Source organism: Streptomyces sp. NPDC001410 (assembly GCF_042895235.1).
Lineage (GTDB): Bacteria > Actinomycetota > Actinomycetes > Streptomycetales > Streptomycetaceae > Streptomyces.
Map to the genome: position 1 here is coordinate 345,426 of NZ_JBIAWE010000001.1, position 20,889 is coordinate 366,314.

Genomic DNA, 20,889 nt, shown 5'->3' on the forward strand with positions numbered 1-20,889 from the left:
GCTGAGGAACGACAAGATGAGGCTCGGACTCTACAACGCGCTCCTGCACGACCGGCCGCTGCCGGAAGCGATCGAAGTCATCGCTGGTCTGGGCCTGACCGGCATCGAGATCAACACCGGTGGTTTCCTGCCCGCCGTCCATGTCCCGACCTTCGACGACATCCTGGTCAGCGACGCCGCCCGGGACGACTTCCTCGGCCTCTTCGAGGGCACCGGAGTCGCCGTCGCGGGCCTGAACGCCAACGGCAACCCCCTGCACCCGAACGCGCGGACAGGCGAGAAGCACGCCGAGGACATCCGCCGCTCCATCCGCCTGGCCGAGCGGCTCGGACAGCACCGCGTGGTGACCATGTCGGGCCTGCCCGGCGGCGAGCCGGGCGCGTCCCGCCCGAACTGGATCGTCAACGCGTGGAACTCCGCGGCCCTGGACGTGCTCGACCACCAGTGGCGGATCGTCGCGGACTTCTGGCGCGAGACCGACCGGCTCGCCCGTGACCACGACGTCAAGGTCGCCCTGGAACTGCACCCGCAGAACGTCGTGTTCAACTGCGCCGACGTGCCACCGGCTCATCGAGCTCACCGGGGCGACCCACGTGGGCGTCGAGCTGGACGCCTCGCACCTGTTCCGGCAGCAGGTGGACCCCGTCGAGGTCGTCCGCCACCTGGGCGAGCTGGTCTTCCACGCCGCTGCCGAGGACGTCCGGATCAACCGCGAACACGTCGCCCTCAACGGCGTGCTCGACAACAGCTTCCGACGTCTGTCGCCCGACGAGCCGCGCACCAACCTCGGCGGAGACGAGTGGGCCAACGAGTGGCCCAAGGAGTCCTCCTGGGACTTCGTCGCCCTCGGCAAGGGCCACGACGTCGCCTACTGGACCGAGTTCCTGCGTGCCCTCCACGAGGTCGACCCGGACATGCTGGTCAACATCGAGCACGAGGACACCGAGCTGGGACGCGTCGAGGGCGTCGCCGTGGCCGCCGAAGTGCTCAAGGCGGCCGACGCGGCGCTCCAGGAGTCGCTGCGATCGTGACCGCCATAGTAGCCATGTACCGTATCCGCCATGAGCAAGACATCCGAAGGGGCCACCCCGGGTTTCCTGGTGTGGCGGCTGTCGATGAAGTGGCGGGTCGCCGTCGACCGGGCGGTGGCCCCGCTGGGCCTCACCCACGCCCAGTACTCGCTGGTGGCGTCGCTGTACGGCATGCAGCGCTCCGGTGAGCGGCCCAGCCAGCGGCGCCTCGCCGACCACACCGGCCTGGAACCGCTGTACGTCTCCAAGCTCGCCCGCAGCCTGGAGTCTGCCGGGTTGCTGGAGCGCGCGAAGGACCCGCGCGACCCGCGCGCGGTGCAGCTCGCGCTCACCGAGGAGGGTCTCGAGACCACCCGGCGGGCGATCGACGTCGTCCACGGCCTGCTGACCCAGTTGCTGGAGCCGCTCGGCGGACTGGACAGCGCCCGGACCCGGGAGCTGACCCACGAGCTGACGACCCTGCTCGACGCGCCTCTGGACCCGACCGCCACCACCCCGCAGTAGTGGAATATTGAACTATCGCGTTCCGTTGTGGCCGTCGAAGGAGGTCACGAGTGGAGACGCAAGTGGAGACCACGTACTACGACCACGGCACCCCCGCCGAGCGCTGGGAGCGCGCGCAGCAGTTCTTCGCCGCTCAGGACTACGCGGGCGCCGCACGGGTGCTGGCCGGCCTGGTCGAGGAGGTGCCGGAGCAGACCGGACCCCGGCTGCTGCTGGCCCGCGCCTACTACCACTCGGCCCAACTGCGCCGTGCGGAGGCCGAGTTGCGGCTCATCGTGGAGCGCGACCCGGTGGAGCACTACGCCCGGCTGATGCTGGGCCGCACGCTCCAGCGGCAGGCGCGGCACGACGAGGCGGACCAGCATCTGCGGATCGCCTCGGCGCTCGCGGGAGACTTCCCGGAGGACTGACACGACGTGAGCGGGGCCCGGTTCCCTCAAGGAACCGGGCCCTTCGTGCGTCCTGGACCGGCCGCCGCACCGTGCACGTCATCGGCGATCTACCGCGGTCACAGCGGGGCCGCCGCGTGCAGGGTCACAAACAGGGTGACGGCCGAGTTCGCCGAGGACATCGCCGACACCAGGGTGCCGGCGGCGGCGCCCCAGGCGGCGAGGCCGACCGAGGTGAACGCCGAGGGCCAGGAGCGGGCCACGGGGGCAGGGGCCAGCAGGGCCGCCACCCGGCGCGGGACGGAGCCGGTCGTGGCGAGCGCGGCGAGGGTGGGCGCCGGGGTGCCGTGGGGCAGCAGCGCCGCCTTGCCGATCGCGCGGGCGACCGTGCGCCGGTCGCCGACCGCGCGGGCCGCCTCCTCGTCCGCCCAGCGCTCAGCCGTGTAGACGACGGCGGTGCGCAGCGGGCGCAGGAAGGGGTTGGCCCGGGCGGCCAGCTGGGCGGCGAGCAGGTGGCGGTGGTGGCGGGCGGCGAGGTGGGCGCGTTCGTGGGCGAACAGGGCGCGCCGTTCGGCGGGAGCGAGCCCGTCCAGCAGCGCGGTGGTGACGACGATCCGTCCCCGGCCGCCGGGCAGGGCGTAGGCGTACGGCGCACTGTCGGGCAGGACGGCCACCGTCGGTCCGGGCAGGGCGGCCAGGGCGCGGTGGGCCCGGCGGGTGACCCGGTGGTGGCGCCACAGCGTGCGGGCGCAGGCGGTGGCGACCGCGGCGAGCGCGGGGATGGCGGCGCGGCCCGCGACCTCGTCGTGCGGGACGGCGGCCCGCACCTCGGGGTCGGACCAGCCGTCCGGGAGGGGGTTGCCGGGCAGCTGGGCGGTGCCCACGACCATCAGCAGGGCCAGGCAGAGCGTGCTGCACACGGCCATCACGACGGCGACCGCGGTGAGCAGCCGGGTGGCGGTGCGCGGGTGCAGGTGCACCTCGGCGAGCCGGGCGACCGGCCAGGCGGACAGCGGCAGCACCAGCGGCAGGAAGACGAAGACCCCCATGGGCGGTCAGTCTTGCGCACCGCCGTCGCCGGTGTGCGGGGTGTTCCCATTGTTCACCGAGCCCGGCTCGGCGGCGTCCAGCAGCGCCCGCAGCACCTGTTCGTCGCCGGGCGGCAGGGCGGTGACGAAGCTCGCCAGGACGGCCTCGCGGTCCCGTTCGCCGTCCAGCAGACGGCGCATGCGCAGGGCGGCGAGCCGGGCCACGTCGGCAGTGGGCGTCCACAGGAAGGAGCGGCCCTGTCGTTCGCGGGCGACGACGTCCTTGGCGAGCAGCCGGGTGAGGATGGTGACGACGGTTGTGTAGGCGAGGTCGCCGCCGAGGCGCTCCTGCACCCAGGCGGCGCTGACCGGCCCGCCCGCCTCACGCAGCGCGCCGAGGACCTGGCCCTCCAGTTCCCCCTGCCCGCGCCGCCGGGCCCGGCCACCGTCCCGCACCATGTCCTGCTCTCCCCTTGCCTGTCGCTCGGTTCACCTCCGGGGCACCGGAGCCAGTGCCGAGAGCGTGTCGGACCACGCTACTTCACGCCGGCCGTCGCCTCTGGTCCGGTCCCCGGGGCGTACGCGTGAACACCGTCTCCCCCGGCCTGGTGCGCACCGCCGTCTACCAGGATCCCGACGGCCCGGTCGGCGAGTGGGCTGCCGCGGCCGGCATGAGCCTTGAAGAATTCGTTCAGCAGCTCGTGAAAGGCCAGAACATCACGACCGGCCGCCCGACCGAACCCGAAGAAGTCGCGGCCCTCATCGCCTTCCTCCTGTCCGACGTCGCCGGAAACATCACCGGCGCCAACTACGTCATCGACGGCGGCACGATCAAGACGGTCTGAACCGGAAACGTGCCGACGGAAGGACAAACCCCTGCCGTGCGGAGCCGCACTGAGGGGAACTCACCGGCTTCCACAGGATGTGGCAGGCGGGCATGGCATCCTGACGCGATGGCACCTCCCAGTCATCGCGAACTTCTCGCCGAGCGGGTCGAGGAACTCCTCGCGGCCGGCGGCCCCTTGCCCATCGTCGCGGCCGGTCTGCCGGTCCTGCGCCAGGGCACCGAACCGTACGACGGTCAGCTCGGCCCCGCTCTGCTGGACCGCTTCGTGGAGGCCCTGCGCGTCACCATGCACGCGGCCCCGGGCGTGGGCCTGGCCGCACCGCAGGTCGGCGTGCCGCTGCGGATCGCGGTGATCGAGGACCCGGCGCCGGTGCCGGAGGAGGTGGCGCTGGCCCGGGGCCGGGTGCCGCAGCCGTTCCGGGTCCTCGTCAACCCGTCGTACGAGCCTGTCGGCACCGCCCGCGCCGCGTTCTTCGAAGGCTGCCTGAGCGTGCCGGGCTGGCAGGCCGTGGTGGCCCGGCACGCCGAGGTGCGGCTGCGCGGGCAGGACGAGCACGGCCGCGAGCTGGACGAGGTGTTCACGGGCTGGCCCGCGCGCATCGTCCAGCACGAGACGGACCATCTCGACGGCCTGCTCTATCTCGACCGCGCCGAACTGCGTTCCCTGTCCACGAACGAGGCGGTGGCCGCCCGCTGGGGACAGCCGACCGCGCACGCGGCGGCCGAGGCGCTGGGCTTTGAACTGCCCTGAGCCGGCCGTCAGTTGTCCCGGTAGGCCTCCAGCAGCCGCAGCCACACCTCGCTGAGCGTCGGATACGACGCCACCGCGTGCCACAGGCGGCCCACCGGGACCCGGCCCGCCACCGCGACGGTCGCGGAGTGGATCAGTTCGCCGACGCCGGGGCCGACGAAGGTGACACCCCGCAGGATCTCCTCCTCCAGGTCGACCACCATGCGGGCGCGGCCCTTGTAGCCGTCGGCGTACAGGCCGGCCCCGGCGACGGAGGAGAACTCGACGTCGACGGCGCGGACGCGGTGACCGGCCCGTTCCGCCTCGGCGAGGGAGAGGCCGACGGCGGAGGCCTCCGGGTCGGTGAAGACGACCTGGGGCACGGCGTAGTGGTCGGCGGTCGCGGCGTGCGCACCCCAGGGCTCGTCCAGCAGGGCGGTGCCCGCGGCCCGGGCGGCGATGGCGGCGCCTGCGATGCGGGCCTGGTACTTGCCCTGGTGGGTGAGGAGGGCGCGGTGGTTGACGTCGCCGACCGCGTACAGCCAGTCGGTACCGTCGACGCGAAGGCTGTCGTCGACGTCCAGCCAGGAGCCCGGTTCCAGACCGACGGTGTCGAGGCCGATGTCGTCGGTGTGCGGGACGCGGCCGGTGGCGAAGAGGATCTCATCGGCCTCCAGGCGGTCGCCGGTGTGGGTGACGGCCACGACGGTGCCGTTCTCGCGGGCGACGGACTCGACCGTGGTGCCGGTGCGGACGTCGACGCCCGCCTCTGCGAGGGCCTCGGCGACCAGTTCCCCGGCGAACGGCTCCATGCGGCCCAGCAGGCCCTTGCCGCGGACCAGCAGGGTGACCTGCGAGCCGAAGGCCTGCCAGGCGGTGGCCATCTCGGTGGCGACGACACCACCGCCGACCACGATCAGCCGGCCGGGGGCGGCCTTGGCGCTGGTGGCCTCGCGGCTGGTCCAGGGCTTGACCTCGGCCAGCCCCGGCAGGTCGGGCAGCTGGGCGCGGGTGCCGGTGCTGACAGCCACGGCGTGCCGGGCCGTCAGGGTCGTCACGGTGCCGTCGGGGCCGGTCACGGTGACCGTGCGGGGGCCGGCGAGGCGGCCCTGACCGCGGTACAGGTCGGCGCCGATGCCGTCCAGCCAGCGGACCTGGCCGTCGTCCTTCCAGTGCGAGGTGTACTCGTCCCGGCGGGCCAGGACGGCGGGTGTGCCGAGGGGACCCTGGACCGCCTCGGCCAGGCCGGGCAGGCGGCGGGCGTCCGCCTGGGCGATGACCGGCCTGAGCAGCGCCTTGCTGGGCATGCAGGCCCAGTACGAGCATTCGCCGCCGACCAGCTCGCTCTCCACGACCGCGGTGGTGAGGCCGGCCGCACGGGTGCGGTCGGCGACGTTCTCCCCCACGGGCCCGGCCCCGAGCACCACGACGTCGTACGCGATGGATTCCGTTTCCGTCATGGGGTCAGTCTGGTGGGTGGTCGGCGCCCAGGCCACACGAGTACGCGCGCGGGACACGACCGTGCACCCACGGGACAGGCATGGAACACGCACGGAACAGGCATGGAATAGGCGACCGCATCGCCGTGTTTCCGCCGTCGGCACAAGCCCCCACATCAGGAAGAGGGAATCACGCCATGAGCAGCACTGTGGAGCTGACCAAGGAGAACTTCGACCAGACCGTCACCGAGAACGAGTTCGTCCTCATCGACTTCTGGGCCTCCTGGTGCGGGCCGTGCCGTCAGTTCGCGCCCGTCTACGAGAAGGCCGCCGAGGACAACCCCGACCTGGTGTTCGCCAAGGTGGACACCGAGGCCCAGCCGGAACTGGCCCAGGCCTTCGGCATCCAGTCGATCCCGACGCTGATGATCGTCCGCGACCAGGTCGCGATCTTCGCCCAGCCGGGTGCCCTGCCCGAGGCCGCCCTCGCGGACGTCATCGGGCAGGCTCGGAAGGTGGACATGGAGGAGGTCCGCAAGAGCATCGCCGCCCAGCAGGCGCAGGGCGAGTGACACCCGGGCGGCAGCCCTGGGCGGCCCTGGGAGGGGTACGCCGCCACGTAAGTCCCCTGCTCTGCACGGCACTTGGGCCCGGTCACACCTCTCCGGATCCCTGACCGCCGCCGGAGACCGGCTCAGCTGGAGGCGCGCTGGACGAGCGAGGCCCCCAGCACCCTGCGCACCTCGGGCTCGCCGCCGGGGTCGCGTAGCGCGCGGTCGACCAGTTCCGCGAGTTCGCGGCCGGAGGGCAGCTCGATGTGGACGGTGCTGAGCCGGGGCCGCAGCAGCCGGCCGAGCATCAGGTCGTCGGCGCCGACGACAGCGATGTCCTCGGGGATGCGCACGCCCTGGTCCTGCAGAGCGCGCATCAGGAGCATGGCGTACTCGTCGTTGTAGGCGAACACCGCATCCAGGCCCAACTCTGGCCAGCGGGCGGCGAGTTCGGCGGCGGCCTGCTCCGTGTACGCGAGCGGCAGCGCGGTCACGGTCGCGCCCGTGCCGTGCAGGGCCTGGTGCACACCGGCGAGCCGGGGCCGGGAGAAGGACTCCAGGCCCGGCTCTTCGGGGACGATCACACCGATACGGCGCCGGCCGCGGGCGTAGAGATGCATGCCGGCGCAGTGGCCGACAGCCTCGTGGTCCATGAGCAGGGCGTGTGCGCCGTCGACGCGTTCGGGGCCGAGGGTCACCACGGCGCGGGCGCCGGACCGCTTGAGCACCGCGACGCCCTGCGGGCCGAGCCCCGCGCCCGGCACCAGGACGGCGACGGGACGCAACTCGGCCCAGGCGCGGGCAGCTTCGTCGCCCTGGAGGCCGACCGTGCCGTACTGCACGACCGTGTAGTCGAGGCGGCCGAGCGCCGACTGGAGATCACTGAGGAAGCGGCTGTAGAGGGGGCCCACCGGGATCGTCGGGGCGGGCATCAGGACCATACGGCTGTGTCCGGCGCGCAGGCTGCGGGCGGCGGCGTGGGGCACGTAGCCCAGCTCCCGCGCGGCCTCGCGGACGCGGCGGCGCGTCGGCTCGCTGATCCGTACGGCGCTGGTGTTGTTGAGGACGTAGGAGACGGTCGCGCGCGAGACGCCGGCCAGCCGGGCCACATCGGCACTCGTGGGGACGGAGTGCGGTGCGGGCGCAGCGGACGGGGACGTGTTCGGTATCTGCACCATGACAGAGCGCATCTTTGCAGAGGGGTGGCGGGCGGGGGCGGGCGGGGGCGGGCGGGGGAAGGTGCTTCACCGCTGAACGAAGGTTCCGTCGAGCAACCGCAGGTCGACTAATTGCGAACACGTTCGCTACGAACTTGTTCGGGGCGAACGTGTTCGTTACTGTGGACGCATGACAGCTTCCCCCCGCTCCCGTCGTGAGCGTCCCGCCAAGCCCGCCCTCACCCGGGAGGGCATCGTCGCCGCCGCGGTGGCGATCCTGCGCGCCGAAGGCCTGCGGAAGGTGACCATGCGGCGGCTGGCGCAGGAGCTGGACACGGGTCCCGCCTCGCTGTACGTCTACGTCCGCAACACCGACGAGCTGCACGCGGCCGTCCTGGACGAGCTGCTCGGCACGGTCGGACCCGCTCCGGCAGAGGGCACCTGGCGCGAGCGCCTGGAGCGCGTGCTCACCGACTGCACGCGGATGCTGCTGGAGCATCCGAGCCTGGCCCGCTCGGCGCTGACCGCCAGGCCGAGCGGCCCGCACTACCTGAATCTGATCGAGACGCTGCTCGCCCTGCTCGACGAGGGCGGGGTGCCGCGCGAGCGGGCGGCCTGGGGCGTCGACCTGCTGCTGCAGCACGCCACCGCGACCGCCGCCGAGCACGCCGGGGAGGAGTCCCCCGGCGACTGGCAGGCGCTGGACAGCGCCCTGCGTGGAGCGTCCGAGGACACCCACCCGCACATCGCCGCGACCGCCGACGCCCTGCTGTCAGGTGCCCCCGAGGCCCGGCTGTCCTGGGCCTTCCAGGCGCTGATCAACGGCATCGAGCGCACCGCCGTACCCGACTGATCCCCTCACCTCCCAGGAGGCCACGTTGACCACCCCTGCCCACACCCTCCCCCACCACCCCATCGCCATAGTCGGCGCCGGACTCGGCGGGCTCGCGCTCGCCCGGGTGCTGCACGTGCACGGCATCGAGTCCGCCGTGTTCGACCTGGACCCCTCGCCGACCGTGCGGACGCAGGGCGGCATGCTCGACATCCACGACGACTCCGGCCAGGAGGCGCTGCGTGCGGCCCGGCTGCACGAGGAATTCCTGGCCCGCGTCCACGTCGGCGGCGAGGCCACGCGGGTGCTCGGCCAGGACGGCACCGTCCGCCTGGAGCAGCCCGACGACGGCACCCGCGGGCGTCCCGAGATCGACCGCGGCGACCTGCGCGACCTGCTCCTGGACTCCCTGCCGAAGGGCACGGTCCACTGGGGCGTGAAGGTGACCGGCGCGCGCTCGCTCGGCGCCGGCCGGCACGAGGTGACGCCGGCGGACGGCAGCGCCTTCACCACGGACCTGCTGGTCGGCGCGGACGGCGCCTGGTCCCGCATCCGCCCGCTGCTCTCGTCCGCACAGCCCGCCTACACCGGCGTGTCGTTCGTCGAGGCGGACCTGCTGGAGGCCGAGGTGCGCCACCCCGGGAGCGCGCGGGTGGCCGGCGGCGGCATGCTGTTCGCGCTCGGCGCGGGCCGGGGCTTCCTCGCGCACCGCGAGTCCGACGGCAGCCTGCACGTCTACGCCGCCGTCGAGGCGCCGGAGGACTGGCTGGACGGCATCGACTTCACCGACACGGAGGCGGCCAAGGCTGCCGTGCTCAAGGAGTTCGGCGGCTGGGACGACAGCCTGACGGCGCTGGTCACGGACGCGGACGGCAAGCTGGTGCCGCGACGGATCCACGCCCTGCCGGTCGGTCACCGCTGGGACCGGATCCCCGGGGTCACGCTGCTCGGCGACGCCGCGCACCTCATGTCGCCGTTCGCGGGCGAGGGCGCCAACCTCGCGCTGCTCGACGGCGCCGAACTGGGCCTCGCGCTCGCCGCGCACCCCGGGGACACCGAGGCAGCGCTGGCCGCCTACGAGGAGAGGATGTTCCCGCGCGCCGAGTTCTCCGCGTCGGAGTCCGCACGCAACGCCGCGATGCTGTTCCGCGCCGACGCGCCGCAGGGGCTGCTCGACATGTTCGCCGCCGACCACGGCTGACCACGGCTCAGCCGGAGCGCTCCGTGCACGTCACCCGCGCCACGAGGTCGTGCCAGCCGGACTCCAGCCGTTGCATCGGCATCCCGCACTGCCGGGTCAGATGGTGGATCAGCGCGGGGTCGAGATACGCCATCAGCGTCTGGGAGAGCAGTTCGCAGTCGGCGGTGGGCGCGATCTGCCGCAGCAGCATCGCGACGTGCGTGCGCAGGGCCTGGAACGAGGGGTGCGAGAAGCGGCGGGCCGGCTCCGGCTGGGCGGCCAGCTGCAGCTCCAGCTGCTCGGCCGACCGGTAGAGCACGGCCACACCGAAGGCCCCCAGCCGCTCCAGGGGCGGCGCCCCGGGACCCAGCGGCGCCGGCCCGCCCAGGAAGTCGGCCTGCAGCTGCCGCGCCGAGTGGTCGAGCAGCGCCGTCAGCAGCCCGTTGCGGTCGCCGAAGCGGCGGAAGACCGTCCCCTTGCCCACCTGGGCCGCGGCGGCCACCGCCTCCATCGTCACTCCGGCCACTCCGTGCTCCGCGATCAGCCGGGCGGCGGCCTCCAGCAGCCGGGCGCGGTTGCGTGCCGCGTCGGCGCGCAGGCACGGCTCCTCGGGGGCCGACTCGACCTCCAGCAACTGAGGGGTTTCGAGGGGCTCCTGAGGCTTCGGGAAGGGCGGCAGGGCGCTGGACATGACGACAGCGTAAAGCATCGGGAATGAAACTGGACCGCGGTCCGGTTAGCCTGGTAGAAAGTTAAACGGACCCCGGTCCGGATCGTGCCAGCGATGTTTCACCCCCCTTGGAGTACAGCCATGTCTGTTCGTATCCTCGCGCTCGTCGGCAGCCTTCGCGCCGGTTCGCACAACCGCCAGCTCGCCGAGGCGGCCGTCAAGCTCGCTCCGGAGGGTGCCGAGGTCAACCTGTTCGAGGGCCTGGCCGAGATCCCCTTCTACAACGAGGACATCGACGTCGAGGGCAGCGTCCCGGCCGCCGCCGCCAAGCTGCGTGAGGCCGCCCAGGCCGCCGACGCCTTCCTGCTCTTCTCCCCCGAGTACAACGGCACCATCCCGGCCGTCCTGAAGAACGCCATCGACTGGCTGTCCCGCCCCTACGGCGCCGGCGCCTTCGGCGGCAAGCCCGTCGCCGTCATCGGCACCGCCTTCGGCCAGTACGGCGGCGTGTGGGCGCAGGACGAGGCCCGCAAGGCCGTGGGCATCGCCGGCGGCAAGGTCATCGAGGACATCAAGCTGTCCATCCCGGGCTCCGTGACCCGCTTCGCCGAGACCCACCCGGTCGACGACACCGAGGTCGCCGCCCAGCTGACCGAGGTCGTCGCCCGCCTGCACGGCAACGTGGGCGCGGCTGCCTGAGCCATCGGCACCAGCGAGGGGCCGGAGCCATGCTCCGGCCCCTTTCGCGTGCCACCGGGGTCACGCCGACACCAGCCGCTCCCCCAGCGGGCTGGTCGGCGCTGATCGAGAGGTCCGCAGCCGCCTCGACACCGCGTGCATGACGTGCGCCGACCTCGGTGGCAGCCTGGGGTCGTGGCTGGGCACGCGGGCCTACGGGCGGTTCGGCCGGGCCGGGGTGTGCGTCCTGGTCGCGCTGCTCACCGCGCTGAGGCCACTACGCCACTCGGGCCTGTTCCGGGCACCCGCCGTCCGGCGGGCAGGTTCCGCCGTCCGGCGGCCTCCGGGCTCCTCGGGGTACGCGGATCATGGCCACAGGAGCCACCGCGGGTCGTTCGAGTCGTGCGACGGGTGGCCCGAGCCGCATGAGTCAGGTGAGGAGAAGCCATGCCCCAGGTCCCGCCCCCGCCCCCGTTCGACCCGGAACTCGCCGCCGCGCTGGAGCTGATCAAGGACCAGATCTCGCCCGGATTCACCATGGAGGAGATCCCCGCCGTCCGGCAGGGCGCGGGCGTCGGGCTGCTGGGACAGCTCGACCTCACGATGGGCGGGGCCTTCGAGGTGGAGGACCGCACGGTGCCCGGCCCGGAAGGGGCACCGGAGATTTCCCTCCTCGTCTGCCGCCCCACGTCCGCCGACCCGGCCACCCCGCTGCCGGTGATCTACCACATGCACGGCGGCGGCATGGTCCTCGGCGACAACCGGGCCGGCGTGGACGGCCCGCTGGCCTGGGCGCGCGAGCTGGGCGCGGTGGTCGTGTCCGTCGAGTACCGCCTCGCGCCCGAGCACCCGCACCCGGCGCCGATCGACGACGTCCACGCGGGCCTGCTGTGGACGGCCGCGCACGCCAAGGAGATCGGCGGCGACCCGGACCGGATCGTCATCGCGGGCGCGAGCGCCGGTGGCGGCCTGACCGCCGCGCTCGCCCTGCTGCTGCGCGACCGCCAGGGCCCGCCGGTCATCGGCCAGTTGCTGATGTGCCCGATGCTCGACGACCGCAACGAGACCGTCTCCAGCCGCCAGATGGCGGGCCTCGGCGTCTGGGACCGCACCGCCAACGAGACCGGCTGGACGGCGCTGCTGGGCGAGCGCCGGGGCGGCCCCGACGTCCCGTCCCACGCCGCCCCCGCCCGCGCGAGCGACCTGTCCGGCCTGCCGCCGGCCTTCCTCGACGTCGGCTCCGCGGAGACCTTCCGGGACGAGGTCGTCGACTACGCCTCCCGTATCTGGCAGGCCGGCGGCACCGCCGAACTCCACGTCTGGCCGGGCGGCTTCCACGGCTTCGACGGCTTCGCCCCGCAGGCGGCCCTGTCCCAGGCGGCCCGGGCAGCCCAACTGGACTGGCTGCGGCGGCTGTTGGCCGACTGAGGGTCAGCCACCGCTCTCCGCGGCCTTCTTGATCGCCTCCCGGATGCGGGCGTACGTGCCGCAGCGGCAGATGTTCTCGATGGCGTCGATGTCGGCGTCCGTGGGGTGGGGCGTCCGCTTCAGCAGGGCGGTGGCGGCCATGATCTGGCCCGGCTGGCAGAAGCCGCACTGGGCCACGTCGCAGTCCAGCCAGGCCTTTTGGACCGGGTGCAGGGTGTCGCCGTCGGCCAGGCCCTCGATGGTGGTCACGGTACGGTCCGCGCAGTCGGCGACCGGGACCACGCAGGGCTGGATCTCGGCGCCGTCGAGGTGGCTGGTGCAGGCGCGGCAGACGCCCACTCCGCAGCCGTACTTGGGGCCGGTGACGCCGAGCAGGTCGCGCAGGACCCACAGCAGGGGCATGTCGGCGGGGGCCTGAACGGTCACCTGTCTGCCGTTGAGGGTGAAGGAGTACGTACTCATGGGGTGCCTCGGAAGATGAGTCGGCGGTCAGAAGGTGAGCGGGAAGCTGCGCGGTGCGGTGCCGGTCGCGCGGGCGTAGGCGTTGGCGACCGCGCCGGACGCCGCGGGGACGCCGAGTTCGCCGGCGCCGCCCGGCTCCCCGGTCGAGGGCAGGACGTGGGCCTCGAAGACGAGCGGGGCGTGGCGCTGGCGGGCGTAGCGGAAGTCGGCGAAGCTGCCCTCGCGTACGGCGCCCCGGTCGATGTGCAGGCCCGCCTGCAGCACCACGGAGATGCCGTCGATCGCGGTGCCCATCAACTGGGCTTCCAGACCACGGGGGTTGACCGCGGTGCCGACCTCGGCCGCCATCACCACCTTGGTCACCCGGGGGTTCTTCGGGTCGGTCGCGTCGATCTCGGCGAGGCAGGCCACGCAGGAGCCGTACTCCTCGTGCACGGCGATGCCCTGGGCGCATCCGGTGGGCATGGTGCGGCCCCAGTGCCCGGCGGCCGCCGCCTTGTCGAGGACGGCCCTGACCTTCTTGTTCCGCAAGGTGGTCCGGCGGAAGGCCACCGGATCCCTGCCGAGCTTGCGGGCGATCTCGTCCACGACGATCTCCTCGGCGGTCCGCACGGTCCCGGAGTCCACCGACCGCCAGGCGCCGAGCGGCACGGCCAGCTCGATGCCGCCCGAATTACCGGACACGCGGCCGAAGTTGTACAGGCCCGTCTGGCTGGGCAGGGGGCCGGACGCGGCCCGCACGCCCCCCTGCGCGGACAGCCCGGCGGCGTCGTACGACTCCGACACCGAGGCCATCACCTGCTCGAAGGCCACCACCCGGCCGCCGGCCACACTGGCCCGGATCCGGTGGTGGCTCGCGGGGCGCATTCGGCCGTGCCGGATGTCGTCGCCGCGGCTCCACATCAGCTTCACCGGGCGGCGGGCCGCCTTGGAGACCAGCGCCGCCTCGATCGCCGCGTCGTAGTTGAGCCGGCGGCCGAACGAGCCACCGGCGCGCACCACATGGACCTTGACCTTCGACGGGCGCAGACCGACCGCCTGGGCGATCGCGTCCCGCGCGTCCATCGGGGTCTGGGAGGAGAACCACAGCTCCGCGCGGTCGGCGCGGACGTCCGCCACCGCCGTGAGCACCTCCATCGGGGCGTGGCCGACGAAGGCGAACGCGAACTCGGCCGCTACGGGGGTCGATCCGTGCGGCGGGGTGCCGAGCCGGGGCACGGCGGCCTTGAGCCGGGAGCGTATCTGCGCGTCCGACAGGGCGTGCAGCGGGCCGGGCGCCCAGGTGAGGCGGAGGGCGTCCCGGGCGCGGAAGGCGTGGTGGAAGGTGTCCGCGACGACGGCGACACCGCCGGGCAGCCGGACGACGGCGTGGACGCCGGGCAGGGCGCGGGCGGCCCGGTCGTCGACCGAGACGAGCTTGCCCCGGATCGTCGGCGGCCGTGCCACCACCGTCGGCTTCGCCCCGGCCACCGCCACGTCCCCGGCGTACTTCGCCCGGCCGGTGACGATGTCCCGCGCATCGATCCTGGTCGTCGGCCGGCCGATCACCCGATGCCGGGACGCGGGCTTGGGCTTGCTCGGGACGTCGGGGCGGTGGACACGGGCCGCGCTCGCGGTCAGCGAGCCGAAGGTGGCCGTGCGCCCGTCCGGGGCGACAACCATGGTGTCGCGGGTGCGCAGGGTCCGGGCGGGCAGGTGCCAGCGGCGGGCGGCGGCGGTCACCAGCTTGGCCCGGGCGGTGGCGGCGAGCTGCCGGGCCGGGCCGTACAGCGAACTCACCGAACTGGAGCCGCCGGTGTACTGGTTGCCCTTGGTGCGGGCGTCGGCGAGCGGGATGCGCACATCGGTGAGGCGGGCGTCCAGCTCCTCGGCGATCATCATGGCGACCGCGGTGGTGATGCCCTGTCCGACCTCGGCCCGGGGCAGCCGTACGACGACGTGGTTCTTCTCCGTGACCTCCAGGACCAGCATCTCCTCGTCGGTGCCGGTCACCAGGACGTGGGTGCCGTTGCCGGCCCGGTCGGGCTCGGCGCCTTCCGCGCGCGAAGGGGTGCAGGCGAGCGGGGCGGCGACCGTCAGGGTGGCAGCGGCCACCGTGTACACCATGAATCCGCGGCGGGACGGGCCTGCGGAGGGCAGGGGCTCGGTGCGGTCCAAACGAGGGCTCCTGTCGGCACGTGGGGCGGGCGGGACTCGGCACGCAGGGCGACGCCTGTCCTGGGGTCAGCTCACTCAAGAGGTAGGAGGGCCCTGGCCGCGCACCGGTTGCCTGACGGATCCCGATCCGGTCCACCGTCTCTTCGCCGCCGAGGCCGGGGCGGCGCCGCGGGTCATCGCGTTCGGCTCACTCAAGAAATAGGAGAGCCCTGGCCCTGCGCCGGTTCCCTGCCGGATCCGGTCCCGGTCTGCCATCTCCTCGCCGCCCGGGCCGGGGCCGCCGCGCGGGTCATCGCCCCCTTCGACGAGCCGGCCAAGTCCGGCGCCCGGGCACGCAGGGCAGCGCGCCCCGGGTCCGACTCACTCGCCAGGCAGGCCCTGCCCGATCCGGTCCACCGTCTCCTCGCCGCCCAGGCCCGTGGCGCATGATGACCCCATGAAAGAGCTGGCCGGGCGGCTCGCCGCGCTGGATCCGGATGCAGGTGCCGCGGTGCGGGCCATCGCCTACTTCGACCGGCTGGCCGAGACCCGGGCCGGTCTGGAGGCGCTGGTGCGCGGTGCCGCCGTACTGGCGGGGTGTCCCGCGCGGCTCGTCGACGCGGAGCGGCGGGTGACGCTACGGGTCGAGCCGGACGGGCGGCGCCGCGCCCCGGAGACGGACGCCGACCCCGACTGGCCGTCCGCACCCCTGGTGCCGGGCGGGCCTCCGGCGCTGTGGCTGGAGCGGGCGGAGGCCGGGCCCAGCATGGTGGACGCGGTGATCCTGGAGCGAGCCGCCGGAGCCGCACGGGCCGTACTGGACCGCACCCGGGGGCGCGCCCCTGCCGCCCCGGCCGACGACCCGGCACTGGTGGAGACGCTCCTCGACGCCACGGCACCCGAGCAGGCCCGGCTGCACGCGGCCCGCCGACTGGGCCTGGCCCCGGACGTACGGGTACGCGCCGTCGCCCCGGCCGAGGGGCCGCCCCGGATCGTCGCGGCCGACCGGGCGAAGGACCTCACCGGGGCAGGGGCTGCCCTGCCTGCACAGGCCGGCGGTGCGGCGCGGCCCGAACGGAAGGGAGCGGCTCGGGCCCGCTCAGGGCGTCTGGACGGCGGTGCCACGACCGGGCGACCCGGGACAGATCCCGTGGACGCCGGGCGACCGGACCGCGGTGCCACGACCGGGCGGCCCGGAACGGATCCCATCGGCGCCGGGCGACCGGACGGCGGCGCCGCCCCCGGGCGCGGAATCGGTCCCGCACACCCCGGCGCGCCCACCGCGGGCGCGGTCCCCTCCGAGCGGCTCGGCATCGGCCCCGCCGTCCCGGTCCTGGACCTCCCCCGTTCCTGGGCCGCCGCCCGGCTCGCGCTGCGGTTCACCGCCGAGGGCGACGACCTGGACCCGGGACAACGGGCGGTAGCGGCGGATGAGTTGGGCGGGATCGCACAGCTCGCCGAACTCGTCGTACCTGGCGCGGAACCGCACCCGGACGTCCGGGCCGTGGAGGCGGCCGCGGCGGCCGCCCCTTGGATGCTGCGGACGCTGCACGCGGTCGCCGCCACGGCCAGCCTGCGGGCGGCCGCCGCCGAGGCCGGCGTGCACCACTCCACCCTCCAGGACCGCCTCGCCCACGCCGAGCACCTGCTGGGCTGGCCGGTGCGCACCCCGCAGGGCCGCTTCCGGCTCCAACTCGCGCTGACGCTCAGGCACTTGACCCGAGGGCACTGAAACCGCTCGGATGCCTGCCTCCTCCAGCGGAGCAACTCGGGTTGCCGTTGCCCTGGGCCGGCCTGAGGGTGGAGGCAGAGACCTGTGTGATCGAGCTGCCCTTGCTCGCCCAGTTGCAGGCGCGCAGGGCGCAATACAGGAGTTCAGACATGACCGAGCAGCCCATTCTGGTCGGGCGCTGGGAAAAGGTCTCCAGCACGGACTGCGATCGCCTGTACCCCAGGGTTCTGGAGTTCTTCGAAGGAACCTACCGCGCCGCCAAAGGCCCCGGTCAGGCATTCATCTGCTGGGATGCCGGTATCTGGCGTACGGACACGCCCGGAACGGTGCACATCACCACCGCCACCGACGAACTCGCGCGGTACACGTACACGCTCTGCGACGACGTTCTGACCTTTCGGGATGCCGACGGGTGCGAGTTCTCCTACCGCCGCCACGACCTCTGACCACCGCTACGACCTCTGAAGCACCAACCACAGAGATGACATCGTTGTCGAGGGAGAAAGCATGAACGACAGGGTCGCACACGACCACGCGGAACCGACTCCGCCCGAAGCCGTACCGTCGGCCGTCCAGACCGGTGCCGGTACGGTGCCGATCGCCGAGCCGATCCAGACGGCCGTGGACCTGGGGCTCGGACAGCCCACCCCGGGAGGCATGCAGCCATCGGGCGAGATCCCCGGCTTTCCGCAGGTGACGCCGTTCCCGCCGTCCCCTCTGCCCCAGGTCGGTCTGCGCCAGGGCTGCTACCAGCTCACCATCCAGGCCGCGCCGGCCCTGGTGTCGTACCGGGGAACGCTGCGCGTGGAACGGAACGGCACCAACACCACCGCGAGCGGTGACCTGTACCGCTTCCTCAACCTCCCGATTCCGGTCCCCGGTGCGAACGTGAACGGAGAAGCGGCCGAGGTGGGCCACTCGCCCGCGATGCTCGCCAGCCTCGAGCCTCTGGACCTGAGCGCCCCCGAGATTCCCGTTCACCCGAGAAACAAGTACTACTCCTACCTGAAGGTGACTGGCATCCGGCAGAGCCCGCCGTTCCCTCCCGGCCCGGCTCGCCTGACGCTCACCGTGGAGGAGTACCGCTACACCCAGCCCACGCCGGGCTCGTTCAACGGCACGTTCCCGGCCACCCCGAGCCGCACGTTCACGATGGACCTGCACCCGGTTCCCACTCCTCCGGTCCTCGGGGGCGCGGCATTCGAGGGAAGCCTCCTGGAGGCAGGGGCACCGCAGGGAACGGTCAGCATGCGGTGGATCTCGCCGTACTTCCGTCGCGCCACGGTGGAGATCGACACCGTGGCCGGGGCGATCGCGCCTCAACCCGTGCCCGACGCGTCGGGTACGGGGACGCAGGACATCCGCACCGCCTTCGCCTCGGTCAACTGGGATGTGACGGTCGAGTACGACCAGACCGGGATCCCTGTCCCCGCGGGTGTCACCAGCACGGACTGCTGGAGCAATGGGAACCTCCACCAGCTCATGCAGTCGGTGCGCAAACCCACGACCGACCTGGACAAGGAATGGCACATCCACGTCGTCGTCGTGCCCGCACGGCTCGGCTGCGGCCGCGGCGTCATGTACGACACGATCGACGTGCCCCGTGAAGGCGTGGCCAGTTTCTCGGACGACGGCTACCCCTCGAACGAGTCCCAGTTCTTCGGCTCCGCGGCCGACCAGCGGCAGCGCAACGTACCGCGGGCGTTCATGCGCAGCGCCTGCCACGAACTGGGACATGGCTTCAACCAGATCCACCAGGAGCAGGAGGGCGGCGCCGACAACTCGATCATGACGACGACGCCCAGCGTGGCGGACGTGCTGGGTGGCCCTCCTGGGGTGTTCCCGACGGACATCAACCTGGCGTTCAACGAGCACGTCCGGCACCACCTGATCCACTGGCCGGATCCGGCGGTGCGCCCCGGCGGCATGACCTTCGGCTCCGGTCACTCGTCGAGCATTCCGTCGGCCGACCGGCTCTACTTCAGCCCGGACGAGCTCAACCTGAACCTCACGGTGGAGAGCGACCGGATCGACCTGGGCGAGCCGCTGGTCCTGTCGTGGACGCTGACCAACCGGACGCGACTGCCCATCCCCGTGCCGACCGACGTCGGTATCGAGGCACAGCACGCGTTCATCCGGATCATCGACCCGCAGGGCCGTCTGAAGACGCTGCGCTCGTACGTGATCCGCACCGACCATGTGTCGCTGCGGCCTCTGGAGGCGAACAGCGACCGGAGTGCCGAGGCCCGGGTGTTCTGGGACTCCGACGGGTTCGCCTTCTCCACGCCGGGCCGTCACCTCGTCGAGGTGGAACTCCTGTGGGCGCAGGGCGCGGTCCCGGTCGGCGCCAAGGCGACTGCCGAAGTGTGGGTGAACTACCCGCAGTCCCGGACCGACAACGACATCGCCGCCACGCTCCTCCACCCCGAGGTCGGAAAGTACGTGGCCCTGGGCGGCGCCCCTCACCTGCGGGAGGCCGTCAACCGGCTGCAGTCCGCAGCACAGACCGTCGCGGCCGGCGATCAGCCGGAGCAAGGCGCGCTGCGCGGATACCGGGGCATCATGCCCGGCGTACTGGTGCACCACTGACGGGAAGGGGCGTCACGGAGGAAGGCATCGGGCCGGCGGCAAGCAGCCGTCGGCCCGGCCCCCGTGGCCCTGGTCGCCTCGTCCGGATGGCTCAGCTCCAGGCCGTCACCGGCACGAAGGAGCTGTCCTGCCGGAAGAGGTCCGTGCCGTCGGGGAGGTCCACGCGGAGCTGGTAGTTGTAGTGGCGCAGGTAGCGGCCGGGGTAGTTGTACGACTCGAAGCGCACCGAACCGCTCGCCGTGCCGGTGCGGGCGATGAAGGTGGCGTCCTCGGCGAACGTCGTCGTGCCGTCGTCGGCGTCGAAGCGGCCTCGGAAGTCGTAGTGCCGCAGGTAGGCGCCGGACGCGTCGCGGAAGGAGTAGCCGTTCGCGTCGGCCAGGCCCGCGACCACGGTGAAGGTGGCGGCCTGCTTGTCGGCCGTGGCGCTGGAGGCGTTCACCACGGGCAGGTTGAGCAGGGCGGACTGCTCCTCCCAGTACCGGGTGGTGTAGTTCACGGACTGGAGGGAGCGGGCGGCGTTCCTGGTGATGCTCGTTCCGCCGGACACCGTCTCCTTGACGACGGTGAAGTGGCGGGCGGTGCCGGAGATGCCGGGCAGTTTGGCCGGGGTGGTCCAGGTGGTGAAGGTGTCGTAGCTGTCGGAGTAGTAGTAACTGCCGTCGCCGTAGCCGTCGAAGAAGATCCGGCGGCCGCCGTTGTCCAGCTGCACCAGCGCGGGGCCCTCGCGGTAGCTGCCCCAGCCGGCCCAGTCGCCCGTCCTGGTGATCGTGTAGGGGCCGGTGAGGCTCGACGCCGTGCCGTACTCGATGTACTTGGTGGTCTCGTTCTTGGTGAAGGCGTGGTAGGTCGAGCCGATGCGGACGATGAAGGTGTCGATGTGGTTGGGGCCGATGCCGGACAGGGCGATCGGTGAACTCCAGGCGGTCAGGGCGGAGTTGGTGGCCGTCAGTAGGTACGGGGTGAAGATCCACTCGTTGTCGGTGGTCGAGCAGGACACGATGAGGTGCACGCTGCCGTCGGCGTCCACGAACCACTCGGGCGCCCAGGCCCGGGACAGGTTCGGGATCGGGACCGTGTAGTCGTACAGGAACGTCCAGTTGACGCGGTCGGCGCTGCGGGCGAAGCCGATGGTGGTGCTGACGTCCTGCCAGGTGTGGGTGGTGTAGGAGAGGTAGTAGGAGCCGTCCGTGTGCTTGAAGACGCTGGCGTCGCGGATGCGGTTCGCGGGCGGGGTGTAGGCGGAGGCCCGCAGCAGGCGGAAGTCGGTGGCGTCGTCGGACTGGTAGACGTTGACCGTGCCGTCGTTGCTGTTCAGGAACGGGACGATGGTGTAGCGGGAGGCGGACCCGGCGGGGGGTACGGCGGCCAGGGCCGTGCCGAGCAGGCCGGGCGTCTCGCCCAGGAGGGCCGCGGCGGCGGGCAGGGCGGCCAGAGCGCGCAGCAGGGTGCGGCGGGGCGGGGTGGGGGCAGTACTCACGGGCGGCTCTCCTGAACTCGCGCGTACGA

21 protein-coding genes and 1 pseudogene are annotated in these 20,889 nt (G+C 72.8%); 14 read left to right on the forward strand and 8 right to left on the reverse strand.

Features of this window, described 5'->3' with window-relative positions; all coding sequences use genetic code 11:
• Positions 1-16: 16 nt before the first annotated feature.
• From ACFY3C_RS01550 to ACFY3C_RS01565, 4 genes and pseudogenes are all read left to right on the forward strand, one after another.
• Positions 17-478: pseudogene (locus tag ACFY3C_RS01550) on the forward strand (sugar phosphate isomerase/epimerase family protein); the annotation flags it as partial.
• Between the two features lie 115 nt (positions 479-593).
• Positions 594-1,031 (forward strand): hypothetical protein, encoded by a 438-nt coding sequence (locus ACFY3C_RS01555; RefSeq protein WP_390769287.1) that lies wholly within the window; start codon positions 594-596, stop codon positions 1,029-1,031.
• Positions 1,032-1,061: 30 nt separating this feature from the next.
• Entirely contained in the window at positions 1,062-1,535 is a 474-nt protein-coding gene (locus ACFY3C_RS01560; protein WP_386576758.1) for a MarR family winged helix-turn-helix transcriptional regulator, read from the forward strand.
• 62 nt (positions 1,536-1,597) lie between these two features.
• On the forward strand, positions 1,598-1,945 hold the full coding sequence (locus tag ACFY3C_RS01565) for a tetratricopeptide repeat protein (RefSeq protein WP_386576946.1): 348 nt from the start codon (positions 1,598-1,600) through the stop codon (positions 1,943-1,945).
• Positions 1,946-2,043: 98 nt separating this feature from the next.
• Here ACFY3C_RS01565 and ACFY3C_RS01570 read toward each other — a convergent pair whose 3' ends face one another.
• Both ACFY3C_RS01570 and ACFY3C_RS01575 read right to left on the reverse strand, forming a co-directional pair.
• On the reverse strand, positions 2,044-2,973 hold the full coding sequence (locus tag ACFY3C_RS01570; RefSeq protein WP_390769288.1) for a M56 family metallopeptidase: 930 nt from the start codon (positions 2,971-2,973) through the stop codon (positions 2,044-2,046).
• A gap of 6 nt (positions 2,974-2,979) precedes the next feature.
• Complete coding sequence (locus tag ACFY3C_RS01575) at positions 2,980-3,411, reverse strand: BlaI/MecI/CopY family transcriptional regulator (protein WP_386576760.1); 432 nt, start codon at positions 3,409-3,411, stop codon at positions 2,980-2,982.
• Positions 3,412-3,464: 53 nt separating this feature from the next.
• Here ACFY3C_RS01575 and ACFY3C_RS01580 point away from each other — a divergent pair, with 53 nt between their 5' ends.
• Both ACFY3C_RS01580 and ACFY3C_RS01585 read left to right on the forward strand, forming a co-directional pair.
• Entirely contained in the window at positions 3,465-3,797 is a 333-nt protein-coding gene (locus ACFY3C_RS01580; protein WP_390769289.1) for an SDR family oxidoreductase, read from the forward strand.
• A 108-nt stretch (positions 3,798-3,905) separates the two neighbouring features.
• On the forward strand, positions 3,906-4,550 hold the full coding sequence (locus tag ACFY3C_RS01585; RefSeq protein ID WP_390769290.1) for a peptide deformylase: 645 nt from the start codon (positions 3,906-3,908) through the stop codon (positions 4,548-4,550).
• An 8-nt stretch (positions 4,551-4,558) separates the two neighbouring features.
• Here ACFY3C_RS01585 and ACFY3C_RS01590 read toward each other — a convergent pair whose 3' ends face one another.
• On the reverse strand, positions 4,559-5,989 hold the full coding sequence (locus tag ACFY3C_RS01590; RefSeq protein ID WP_390769291.1) for a dihydrolipoyl dehydrogenase family protein: 1,431 nt from the start codon (positions 5,987-5,989) through the stop codon (positions 4,559-4,561).
• Positions 5,990-6,165: 176 nt separating this feature from the next.
• Between ACFY3C_RS01590 and trxA the strand changes: the two genes are divergently transcribed.
• Positions 6,166-6,540, forward strand: coding sequence for a thioredoxin (gene trxA / locus ACFY3C_RS01595; RefSeq protein WP_386576764.1), 375 nt, complete (start codon positions 6,166-6,168; stop codon positions 6,538-6,540).
• A gap of 122 nt (positions 6,541-6,662) precedes the next feature.
• Here trxA and ACFY3C_RS01600 read toward each other — a convergent pair whose 3' ends face one another.
• Positions 6,663-7,709: a LacI family DNA-binding transcriptional regulator gene (locus tag ACFY3C_RS01600; protein ID WP_390769292.1), complete on the reverse strand. Its 1,047-nt coding sequence runs from the start codon at positions 7,707-7,709 to the stop codon at positions 6,663-6,665.
• 157 nt (positions 7,710-7,866) lie between these two features.
• On the opposite strand from ACFY3C_RS01600, the gene ACFY3C_RS01605 reads away from it, so the two are divergent.
• Together ACFY3C_RS01605 and ACFY3C_RS01610 are read left to right on the forward strand one after the other, a co-directional pair.
• Positions 7,867-8,529: a TetR/AcrR family transcriptional regulator gene (locus ACFY3C_RS01605; protein ID WP_389172236.1), complete on the forward strand. Its 663-nt coding sequence runs from the start codon at positions 7,867-7,869 to the stop codon at positions 8,527-8,529.
• Positions 8,530-8,554: 25 nt separating this feature from the next.
• The gene (locus ACFY3C_RS01610) at positions 8,555-9,709 is read left to right on the forward strand and encodes an FAD-dependent oxidoreductase (protein ID WP_390769293.1); all 1,155 of its coding nucleotides are present in this window, start codon (positions 8,555-8,557) and stop codon (positions 9,707-9,709) included.
• Between the two features lie 7 nt (positions 9,710-9,716).
• Here ACFY3C_RS01610 and ACFY3C_RS01615 read toward each other — a convergent pair whose 3' ends face one another.
• Positions 9,717-10,397 carry a TetR/AcrR family transcriptional regulator gene (locus ACFY3C_RS01615; protein WP_390769294.1) on the reverse strand — a complete coding sequence of 227 codons (681 nt, stop codon included), beginning with the start codon at positions 10,395-10,397 and terminating at the stop codon, positions 9,717-9,719.
• 102 nt (positions 10,398-10,499) lie between these two features.
• On the opposite strand from ACFY3C_RS01615, the gene ACFY3C_RS01620 reads away from it, so the two are divergent.
• Positions 10,500-11,057 (forward strand): NAD(P)H-dependent oxidoreductase, encoded by a 558-nt coding sequence (locus tag ACFY3C_RS01620; protein WP_386576769.1) that lies wholly within the window; start codon positions 10,500-10,502, stop codon positions 11,055-11,057.
• A gap of 426 nt (positions 11,058-11,483) precedes the next feature.
• The gene (locus ACFY3C_RS01625; protein ID WP_390769295.1) at positions 11,484-12,464 is read left to right on the forward strand and encodes an alpha/beta hydrolase; all 981 of its coding nucleotides are present in this window, start codon (positions 11,484-11,486) and stop codon (positions 12,462-12,464) included.
• Between the two features lie 3 nt (positions 12,465-12,467).
• Here ACFY3C_RS01625 and ACFY3C_RS01630 read toward each other — a convergent pair whose 3' ends face one another.
• Both ACFY3C_RS01630 and ACFY3C_RS01635 read right to left on the reverse strand, forming a co-directional pair.
• Positions 12,468-12,926 carry a (2Fe-2S)-binding protein gene (locus tag ACFY3C_RS01630; RefSeq protein WP_386576771.1) on the reverse strand — a complete coding sequence of 153 codons (459 nt, stop codon included), beginning with the start codon at positions 12,924-12,926 and terminating at the stop codon, positions 12,468-12,470.
• A gap of 27 nt (positions 12,927-12,953) precedes the next feature.
• Positions 12,954-15,032, reverse strand: a complete 2,079-nt coding sequence (locus ACFY3C_RS01635) for a molybdopterin cofactor-binding domain-containing protein (protein WP_390769537.1) — start codon at positions 15,030-15,032, stop codon at positions 12,954-12,956.
• A 487-nt stretch (positions 15,033-15,519) separates the two neighbouring features.
• Here ACFY3C_RS01635 and ACFY3C_RS01640 point away from each other — a divergent pair, with 487 nt between their 5' ends.
• The 3 genes from ACFY3C_RS01640 (at position 15,520) to ACFY3C_RS01650 (ending at position 19,383) form a co-directional block, all read left to right on the forward strand.
• The gene (locus ACFY3C_RS01640) at positions 15,520-16,794 is read left to right on the forward strand and encodes a helix-turn-helix domain-containing protein (protein WP_390769296.1); all 1,275 of its coding nucleotides are present in this window, start codon (positions 15,520-15,522) and stop codon (positions 16,792-16,794) included.
• 149 nt (positions 16,795-16,943) lie between these two features.
• Positions 16,944-17,240, forward strand: coding sequence for a hypothetical protein (locus ACFY3C_RS01645; protein WP_390769297.1), 297 nt, complete (start codon positions 16,944-16,946; stop codon positions 17,238-17,240).
• Positions 17,241-17,301: 61 nt separating this feature from the next.
• A complete protein-coding gene (locus ACFY3C_RS01650; RefSeq protein ID WP_390769298.1) occupies positions 17,302-19,383 on the forward strand; it encodes a hypothetical protein in 2,082 nt (693 codons plus the stop codon).
• A 91-nt stretch (positions 19,384-19,474) separates the two neighbouring features.
• Here the strand turns inward: ACFY3C_RS01650 and ACFY3C_RS01655 are convergent, their stop codons facing one another.
• Complete coding sequence (locus tag ACFY3C_RS01655) at positions 19,475-20,860, reverse strand: glycoside hydrolase family 43 protein (RefSeq protein ID WP_390769299.1); 1,386 nt, start codon at positions 20,858-20,860, stop codon at positions 19,475-19,477.
• Positions 20,861-20,889 lie beyond the last annotated feature (29 nt).

What these genes read in the sequence shown, in the direction of transcription:
- ACFY3C_RS01560 (WP_386576758.1), top strand. Translation starts at nt 1,062, where the DNA reads ATGAGCAAGACATCCGAAGGGGCCACCCCGGGTTTCCTGGTGTGGCGG.
- ACFY3C_RS01570 (WP_390769288.1), bottom strand. Translation starts at nt 2,973, where the DNA reads ATGGGGGTCTTCGTCTTCCTGCCGCTGGTGCTGCCGCTGTCCGCCTGG.
- ACFY3C_RS01575 (WP_386576760.1), bottom strand. Translation starts at nt 3,411, where the DNA reads ATGGTGCGGGACGGTGGCCGGGCCCGGCGGCGCGGGCAGGGGGAACTG.
- ACFY3C_RS01585 (WP_390769290.1), top strand. Translation starts at nt 3,906, where the DNA reads ATGGCACCTCCCAGTCATCGCGAACTTCTCGCCGAGCGGGTCGAGGAA.
- ACFY3C_RS01590 (WP_390769291.1), bottom strand. Translation starts at nt 5,989, where the DNA reads ATGACGGAAACGGAATCCATCGCGTACGACGTCGTGGTGCTCGGGGCC.
- trxA (WP_386576764.1), top strand. Translation starts at nt 6,166, where the DNA reads ATGAGCAGCACTGTGGAGCTGACCAAGGAGAACTTCGACCAGACCGTC.
- ACFY3C_RS01600 (WP_390769292.1), bottom strand. Translation starts at nt 7,709, where the DNA reads ATGCGCTCTGTCATGGTGCAGATACCGAACACGTCCCCGTCCGCTGCG.
- ACFY3C_RS01605 (WP_389172236.1), top strand. Translation starts at nt 7,867, where the DNA reads ATGACAGCTTCCCCCCGCTCCCGTCGTGAGCGTCCCGCCAAGCCCGCC.
- ACFY3C_RS01615 (WP_390769294.1), bottom strand. Translation starts at nt 10,397, where the DNA reads ATGCTTTACGCTGTCGTCATGTCCAGCGCCCTGCCGCCCTTCCCGAAG.
- ACFY3C_RS01620 (WP_386576769.1), top strand. Translation starts at nt 10,500, where the DNA reads ATGTCTGTTCGTATCCTCGCGCTCGTCGGCAGCCTTCGCGCCGGTTCG.
- ACFY3C_RS01625 (WP_390769295.1), top strand. Translation starts at nt 11,484, where the DNA reads ATGCCCCAGGTCCCGCCCCCGCCCCCGTTCGACCCGGAACTCGCCGCC.
- ACFY3C_RS01630 (WP_386576771.1), bottom strand. Translation starts at nt 12,926, where the DNA reads ATGAGTACGTACTCCTTCACCCTCAACGGCAGACAGGTGACCGTTCAG.
- ACFY3C_RS01635 (WP_390769537.1), bottom strand. Translation starts at nt 15,032, where the DNA reads ATGGTGTACACGGTGGCCGCTGCCACCCTGACGGTCGCCGCCCCGCTC.
- ACFY3C_RS01640 (WP_390769296.1), top strand. Translation starts at nt 15,520, where the DNA reads ATGAAAGAGCTGGCCGGGCGGCTCGCCGCGCTGGATCCGGATGCAGGT.
- ACFY3C_RS01645 (WP_390769297.1), top strand. Translation starts at nt 16,944, where the DNA reads ATGACCGAGCAGCCCATTCTGGTCGGGCGCTGGGAAAAGGTCTCCAGC.
- ACFY3C_RS01650 (WP_390769298.1), top strand. Translation starts at nt 17,302, where the DNA reads ATGAACGACAGGGTCGCACACGACCACGCGGAACCGACTCCGCCCGAA.